The sequence below is a fragment of the Rodentibacter sp. genome (genome assembly GCF_057314195.1).
The window spans coordinates 1-5,988 of the sequence record NZ_DBHLAM010000007.1; the positions used below are offsets into that span (position 1 = coordinate 1).

General features: G+C 40.3%; 7 protein-coding genes and 1 pseudogene. 7 read left to right on the top strand and 1 reads right to left on the bottom strand.

Annotation, left to right across the window (positions count from 1 at the left end; all coding sequences use genetic code 11):
* The 7 genes and pseudogenes from ACO59Y_RS01010 to ACO59Y_RS01040 all read left to right on the top strand — a co-directional run.
* The coding region (locus tag ACO59Y_RS01010) for a S1 RNA-binding domain-containing protein (protein ID WP_486129864.1) at positions 1 to 631 on the top strand (631 nt) is incomplete at its 5' end.
* 136 nt (positions 632 to 767) lie between these two features.
* Positions 768 to 1,052, top strand: a complete 285-nt coding sequence (locus ACO59Y_RS01015; RefSeq protein ID WP_486129866.1) for an integration host factor subunit beta — start codon at positions 768 to 770, stop codon at positions 1,050 to 1,052.
* 91 nt (positions 1,053 to 1,143) lie between these two features.
* A complete protein-coding gene (locus tag ACO59Y_RS01020) occupies positions 1,144 to 1,443 on the top strand; it encodes a LapA family protein (protein ID WP_373602808.1) in 300 nt (99 codons plus the stop codon).
* Positions 1,443 to 2,633, top strand: a complete 1,191-nt coding sequence (lapB, locus tag ACO59Y_RS01025; protein WP_486129868.1) for a lipopolysaccharide assembly protein LapB — start codon at positions 1,443 to 1,445, stop codon at positions 2,631 to 2,633. The genes ACO59Y_RS01020 and lapB overlap by 1 nt, the downstream gene beginning before the upstream one ends.
* Positions 2,634 to 2,656: 23 nt before the next feature.
* Positions 2,657 to 3,349 (top strand): orotidine-5'-phosphate decarboxylase, encoded by a 693-nt coding sequence (gene pyrF, locus ACO59Y_RS01030; RefSeq protein WP_486129870.1) that lies wholly within the window; start codon positions 2,657 to 2,659, stop codon positions 3,347 to 3,349.
* Between the two features lie 5 nt (positions 3,350 to 3,354).
* On the top strand, positions 3,355 to 3,675 hold the full coding sequence (gene yciH, locus ACO59Y_RS01035) for a stress response translation initiation inhibitor YciH (RefSeq protein ID WP_486129873.1): 321 nt from the start codon (positions 3,355 to 3,357) through the stop codon (positions 3,673 to 3,675).
* A gap of 89 nt (positions 3,676 to 3,764) precedes the next feature.
* A pseudogene (locus tag ACO59Y_RS01040) lies at positions 3,765 to 5,784 on the top strand (ABC transporter ATP-binding protein).
* A 13-nt stretch (positions 5,785 to 5,797) separates the two neighbouring features.
* Here ACO59Y_RS01040 and ACO59Y_RS01045 read toward each other — a convergent pair.
* On the bottom strand, positions 5,798 to 5,988 hold a 191-nt coding region (locus ACO59Y_RS01045; protein ID WP_486129875.1), incomplete at its 5' end, for a type I restriction enzyme endonuclease domain-containing protein.

Below are 5,988 nucleotides of genomic sequence, written 5' to 3' on the forward strand. Positions count from 1 at the left end.
TCGTATTTCTTTAGGTTTAAAACAATGCAAACCTAACCCATGGACTCAATTCGCCGAAATGTACAATAAGGGCGATAAAGTTGTCGGTAAAATCAAATCTATCACCGATTTTGGTATCTTCATCGGTTTGGATGGTGGTATTGATGGTTTGGTTCACTTATCTGACATTTCTTGGAATGTTCCAGGTGAGGAAGCAGTTCGTAACTACAAAAAAGGTGACGAAGTTTCTGCAGTAGTATTAGCCGTAGATGCAGTGAAAGAGCGTATTTCTTTAGGTATCAAACAACTTGAAGAAGATCCGTTCAACAATTTCGTAGCGATTAACAAAAAAGGCGCAGTAGTATCTGCAACTGTTGTTGAAGCTGATGCGAAAGGTGCCAAAGTTGAATTGGCTGGTGGCGCAGAGGGTTACATTCGCGCAGCTGATTTAACTAGCGAAGTTGTTTCCGGTGATGTTGTTGAAGCGAAATACACCGGTGTAGATCGTAAAGCTCGTATCGTTCATTTGTCTGTTCGCGCTAAAGATCAAGCAGAAGAAGCGGCTGCAATTGCAAATGTAAATAACAAGCAAGAAGATGTTGTTATTCCAAACGCAATGGCTGAAGCTTTTAAAGCGGCTAAAGGTGAATAATTTATTTATTCTAAGAGGGCTGGGGAAACCCAGCCTTATTTTTATAAATTTTATTGATAACTTATTCAAAATAATGAATTATCAATAAGATTTATCATAAAGCTTGTATATGAGTAGGTAAAAGAGGAGAAATGAGATGACAAAGTCAGAGCTTATCGAAAATTTATCCGCGAAACATCCTTCTTTAGCGATAAAGGAAATAGAAGGCACTGTAAAAGATATTCTAGAACTCATAGCACAATCATTAGAAGATGCTAATCGCGTGGAAATTCGAGGTTTTGGTAGTTTTTCTCTTCATTACCGTCAACCTCGTCTTGGAAGAAATCCGAAAACTGGTGATTCGGTAAAATTAGATGCAAAATGCATACCGCATTTTAAAGCGGGTAAAGTGTTAAAAGAACGAGTGGATGTATTCGCTTAAAACTCACAATAAATGAAATTACGACACTTAGGTGTCTTTTTTTCGTAATGATTTTAATGTAGTAAGACTATATTTCTTAAAGGGTTTCCATATGATCAAATATATTTTAGGTTTTATTATTATTTTGGCGATTGTACTTGTCGCAATTACTGTCGGCGCAAATAATGATCAAATTATTACGTTTAATTACATTGTCGCCCAAAGCCAATTTCAACTTTCAACATTGGTCGCAATTTTATTTGGATTAGGTTTGATTTTAGGTTGGTTTATTACGGGCTTTTTCTATTTGAAATTAAAAATTAAAAATATGGCATTAAGTCGGCAAATTAAACGTCAAACCTTACAGATTAACGAATTAACCACAACACGCGATAAGGCAAAGGCTGAATAATGCTTGAGTTACTCTTTCTGCTTTTGCCAATTGCCGCTGCATATGGCTGGTATATGGGGCAACGTAGCGCAAAAAGAGATCAGGAAGATATTAGTAACAAACTTTCCCGTGACTATGTCACGGGTGTTAATTTTTTACTATCCAATCAAACCGATAAAGCCGTAGATTTGTTTTTGCATATGTTACAGAAACAAGAAAACGAAAATGAAATCGAAAGCCGTTCTCAGTTTGAAGCCGAATTAACGCTTGGTAATTTATTCCGTTCACGCGGCGAGGTTGATCGCGCATTGCGTATTCATCAGGCGTTAGATCGCAGTCCTAATTATACATTCGAACAAAAACTTCTTGCTAAACAACAGCTTGCTCGTGATTTTATGACGATAGGTTTTTTGGATCGCGCGGAAAATCTCTATATTTTATTAGTGGATGAACCTGAATTTGCTGAAAATGCTCTACAGCAGCTTTTAGTTATTTACCAAAAAACTAAAGAATGGAAAAAAGCCGTTAATATCGCAGAAAAGCTTGCGAAAATTTATCCGCAAGAAAACAATATTGAACTAGCGCAGTGTTATTGTGAATATGTTCAAAGTTTGAACAGTGAAAATACCATCGAAAAGCGTCAAATTTTACAAAAAGCTTTGTTGGTTTCTTCTCGTTGCGTAAGGGCTTCAATATTGCTTGCTGAGTTAGATATGGAGGAAGAAAATTATCCTCAAGCGATTAAAAACTTAGAAGAAGTGCTTCGACAAAATCCGGATTATATTGGCGAAGTTCTTTCAAGTTTAAAGCTTTGCTATAAAAAATTAGATCAACTGGATAATTTTGAATTATTTTTAATTCGCGCTGAACAACAAGTTAAAAATGATGAAGTAGATTTAGCATTGGCAAAATTACTCGAAGAAAAAGATGGCAAAGCCGCGGCGCAGACGAAGCTTTATCAACAGCTGAGCAAAAAACCAAGTACCTTAATTTTCCATCGTTTTATTCAATATCAAATTGACGATGCGGAAGAGGGGCGCGGAAAAGACAGTTTAATTTTACTTCACAAAATGGTAGGCGAACGTATTAAACAAAGTGCCGCTTATCGTTGTTCCAATTGCGGGTATCAAATTCATAAATTACTTTGGAATTGCCCGTCATGTCGTCATTGGGAAACTATCAAACCTTTATCCGCACAAGAGCATAATTAAAAAATACACAGAGAGGTAAAATTATGACCAGTAAAGTTATTGTCGCCCTGGATTATGAAACGGAAGCCGAAGCGCTTGTATTAGTTGATCAAATCGATCCTGACTTATGTCGCTTAAAGGTCGGTAAAGAAATGTTTACAACGCTGGGTAGCAGCTTTGTGAAACAATTGCACGATCGCAATTTCGATGTTTTTCTTGATTTAAAATTTCATGATATCCCGAACACTGTAGCGCGAGCAGTGCGTTCAGCTGCCGATTTAGGCGTATGGATGGTGGATGTACACGCTAGCGGTGGCTTGAAAATGATGGAAGAAGCAAAAAAAATCCTTGAGCCTTATGGTGAAGACGCGCCGCTTTTAATCGCCGTTACCGTTTTAACCAGTATGGAGGATTTAGATTTACTTCAAATCGGCATTAATGCCTCGCCGATGGAACAAGTATTGCGTTTAGCGCATTTGACTCAACGAGCAGGATTAGACGGCGTAGTTTGTTCTCCGCAAGAGGTGGAAATTTTACGCAATAGTTGCGGAAAGGATTTTAAATTAATTACCCCTGGAATACGTCCAATCGGTAGCGATTTCGGTGATCAGCGCCGAGTAATGACACCGGCTGCTGCATTACGTTCCGGTTCGGATTATTTGGTAATCGGTCGTCCGATAACTCAAGCGGATAATCCAGCCGATGTGCTTCGTGCTATCAACGCCTCAATTGCATAATCATAATGAGTGATTCAGTTTTAGTTTATTCCACTGAAAGTGGACGTATTAAACAAGAAAAAGCGATATCGACATGTTCGAAAGGCGACGGTATTGTGCGTATTCAAAAGCAAACCAGCGGTAGGAAAGGTGCTGGCGTGTCGTTAATCAGCGGCTTGGATTTAAGTGATGATGAATTAAAAAAACTCGCCACAGAATTAAAAAAATGCTGCGGTTGTGGCGGTTCGCTGAAAGGTGGCAATATTGAAATCCAAGGCGATAAACGCGATTTATTAAAGCAACTGTTAGAACAAAAAGGCTTCAAGGTGAAACTCGCCGGCGGCTAAAAATAAATGGATTGGCATTGACCAATCCATTTTCCTTTCTATCTGCATTAAAAATGCGGTCTATTTTCAAAAATTTTAATGAGGTAATTGTGGCACTTATTAGTTTAACCAACGGATATCTTTCTTTCAGCGATGCGCCTTTGTTAGATCGCGCAGAGTTACATATAGAACCTAACGAACGTGTTTGTTTGGTCGGTCGCAATGGTGTAGGCAAATCCACATTACTCAAAATTATTGCCGGTGATGTCACCATGGACGACGGCAAGGTGCAATATGAAAAAGACTTGGTGGTTTCCCGTTTAGAACAGGATCCGCCACGTCATGCTGAAGGCAATGTTTTTGATTATGTGGCCGAAGGGATTGGACATTTGGCCGATTTGTTGAAGGAATATCATCATATTTCTGTGCAATTGGAGCAACATTACAGCGAACAGACCTTAAATCAGCTGTCTCAAATCCAAGCTAAACTGGAACATGCCAATGGATGGCGATTTGAAAATAAAATCAATGAAGTATTACAAAAATTAGAATTAAACCCAAAGACTAAACTCGCCGATTTATCCGGCGGTTGGTTGCGTAAAGCTGCTTTGGCGCGTGCGTTGGTGTGTAATCCTGATGTATTGTTGTTAGATGAACCAACGAACCATTTAGATGTGAATGCTATCGAATGGTTAGAAAATTTCCTGTTAGAATTTAGTGGCAGCATTGTATTTATTTCCCACGACCGTTCTTTTATCCGCAAAATGGCGACCCGCATTGTAGATTTAGATCGCGGTAAATTGGTTTCTTACCCCGGCAACTATGATTTATACCTTACTACCAAAGAAGAAAATTTGCGGGTGGAAGCATTACAAAATGAATTATTCGATAAACGCTTGGCGCAGGAAGAAGTCTGGATTCGCCAAGGCATCAAAGCCCGCCGTACCCGTAATGAAGGGCGTGTGCGCGCGTTAAAAGCCATGCGTGAAGAACGTCGCCAACGCCGCGAGGTGCTCGGCACGGCAAAATTGCAGTTAGATACGTCCAGCCGCTCCGGTAAAATCGTGTTTGAAATGGAAGACGTCAGCTACAACATCAATGGCAAACCGCTTCTTAAAAATTTCAGTACTACCATTTTACGTGGCGATAAAATCGCCTTAGTTGGTCCGAATGGTTGCGGTAAAACCACTTTTATCAAATTGTTGCTCGGTGAAATTCAGCCGACAAGTGGTTCCATTCGTTGCGGTACGAAATTAGACATTGCTTATTTTGATCAATACCGCGCAGATCTTGATCCGGAAAAAACCGTTATGGATAACGTCGCTGATGGCAAACAAGACGTGGAAGTCAACGGCATCAAACGCCATGTGTTGGGCTATTTACAGGATTTCTTGTTCCCACCGAAACGCGCCATGACGCCGGTCAAAGCCCTCTCCGGCGGCGAACGAAACCGCCTGTTATTGGCAAAACTCTTGTTAAAACCGAATAATTTATTGATTCTCGATGAACCGACTAACGATTTGGACGTGGAAACCTTGGAATTGCTAGAAGAAATCCTGACTGATTACCAAGGCACGTTGCTTATCGTCAGCCACGATCGTCAGTTTATTGATAATACCGCCACGGAATGCTACATCTTTGAAGGCGACGGCGTGCTGAACAAATACGTCGGCGGCTTTTTCGATGCAAAACAACAGCAGGCCAATTATTTTCTCGCTAAATCGACATTGGAAGTGCCGAAGAGCACCGCATTGAAAGCTAAAGAGAACTCCTCAAAGAGCACCGCATTGAACGCTAAAGAGAACTCCTCAAAGAGCACCGCATTGAAACCCAAGAGTGTCAAGCTTTCTTATAAAGAGCAGCGTGAGCTGGAACAATTGCCGCAATTATTGGAAGAATTAGAGAAAAAACTCACTTCTCTGCAAGCCGAAGTTGGCGAACCCGATTTTTTTCAGCAATCCCATGACGTGACAAATGCGAAGCTAAAAGAACTGGCGGATACCGAGGCTGAGCTGGAAACCGCTTTTTTACGATGGGAAGAATTGGAAGAGAAAAAGACTCAAGCTGAAGCAAAATAGTAGATATAAAAAAGAAACCGAGCTAAATAGCTCGGTTTTTTGTTACGCGTGATTGCCACTTATGCTTATTTTTCAGCTGTTAAATCCTCGGCAATTTCCTCAGCTTGTTTAATCACATAACTGACGGCTTCTTCCTGATTATCAGGTGGATATTTGTAACGTTGCAAGGCACGTTTAACGAGAATACGCATTTTGGCGCGTACGCCTTCTTTGTATTGCCAGTCGATGGTGACGGATTTTCTGAGCGTGTCGGTGA

Bases quoted from the DNA above. Each gene is read 5' to 3' on its own strand.
- ACO59Y_RS01015 (WP_486129866.1), top strand. From the start codon at position 768: ATGACAAAGTCAGAGCTTATCGAAAATTTATCCGCGAAACATCCTTCT.
- ACO59Y_RS01020 (WP_373602808.1), top strand. From the start codon at position 1,144: ATGATCAAATATATTTTAGGTTTTATTATTATTTTGGCGATTGTACTT.
- lapB (WP_486129868.1), top strand. From the start codon at position 1,443: ATGCTTGAGTTACTCTTTCTGCTTTTGCCAATTGCCGCTGCATATGGC.
- pyrF (WP_486129870.1), top strand. From the start codon at position 2,657: ATGACCAGTAAAGTTATTGTCGCCCTGGATTATGAAACGGAAGCCGAA.
- yciH (WP_486129873.1), top strand. From the start codon at position 3,355: ATGAGTGATTCAGTTTTAGTTTATTCCACTGAAAGTGGACGTATTAAA.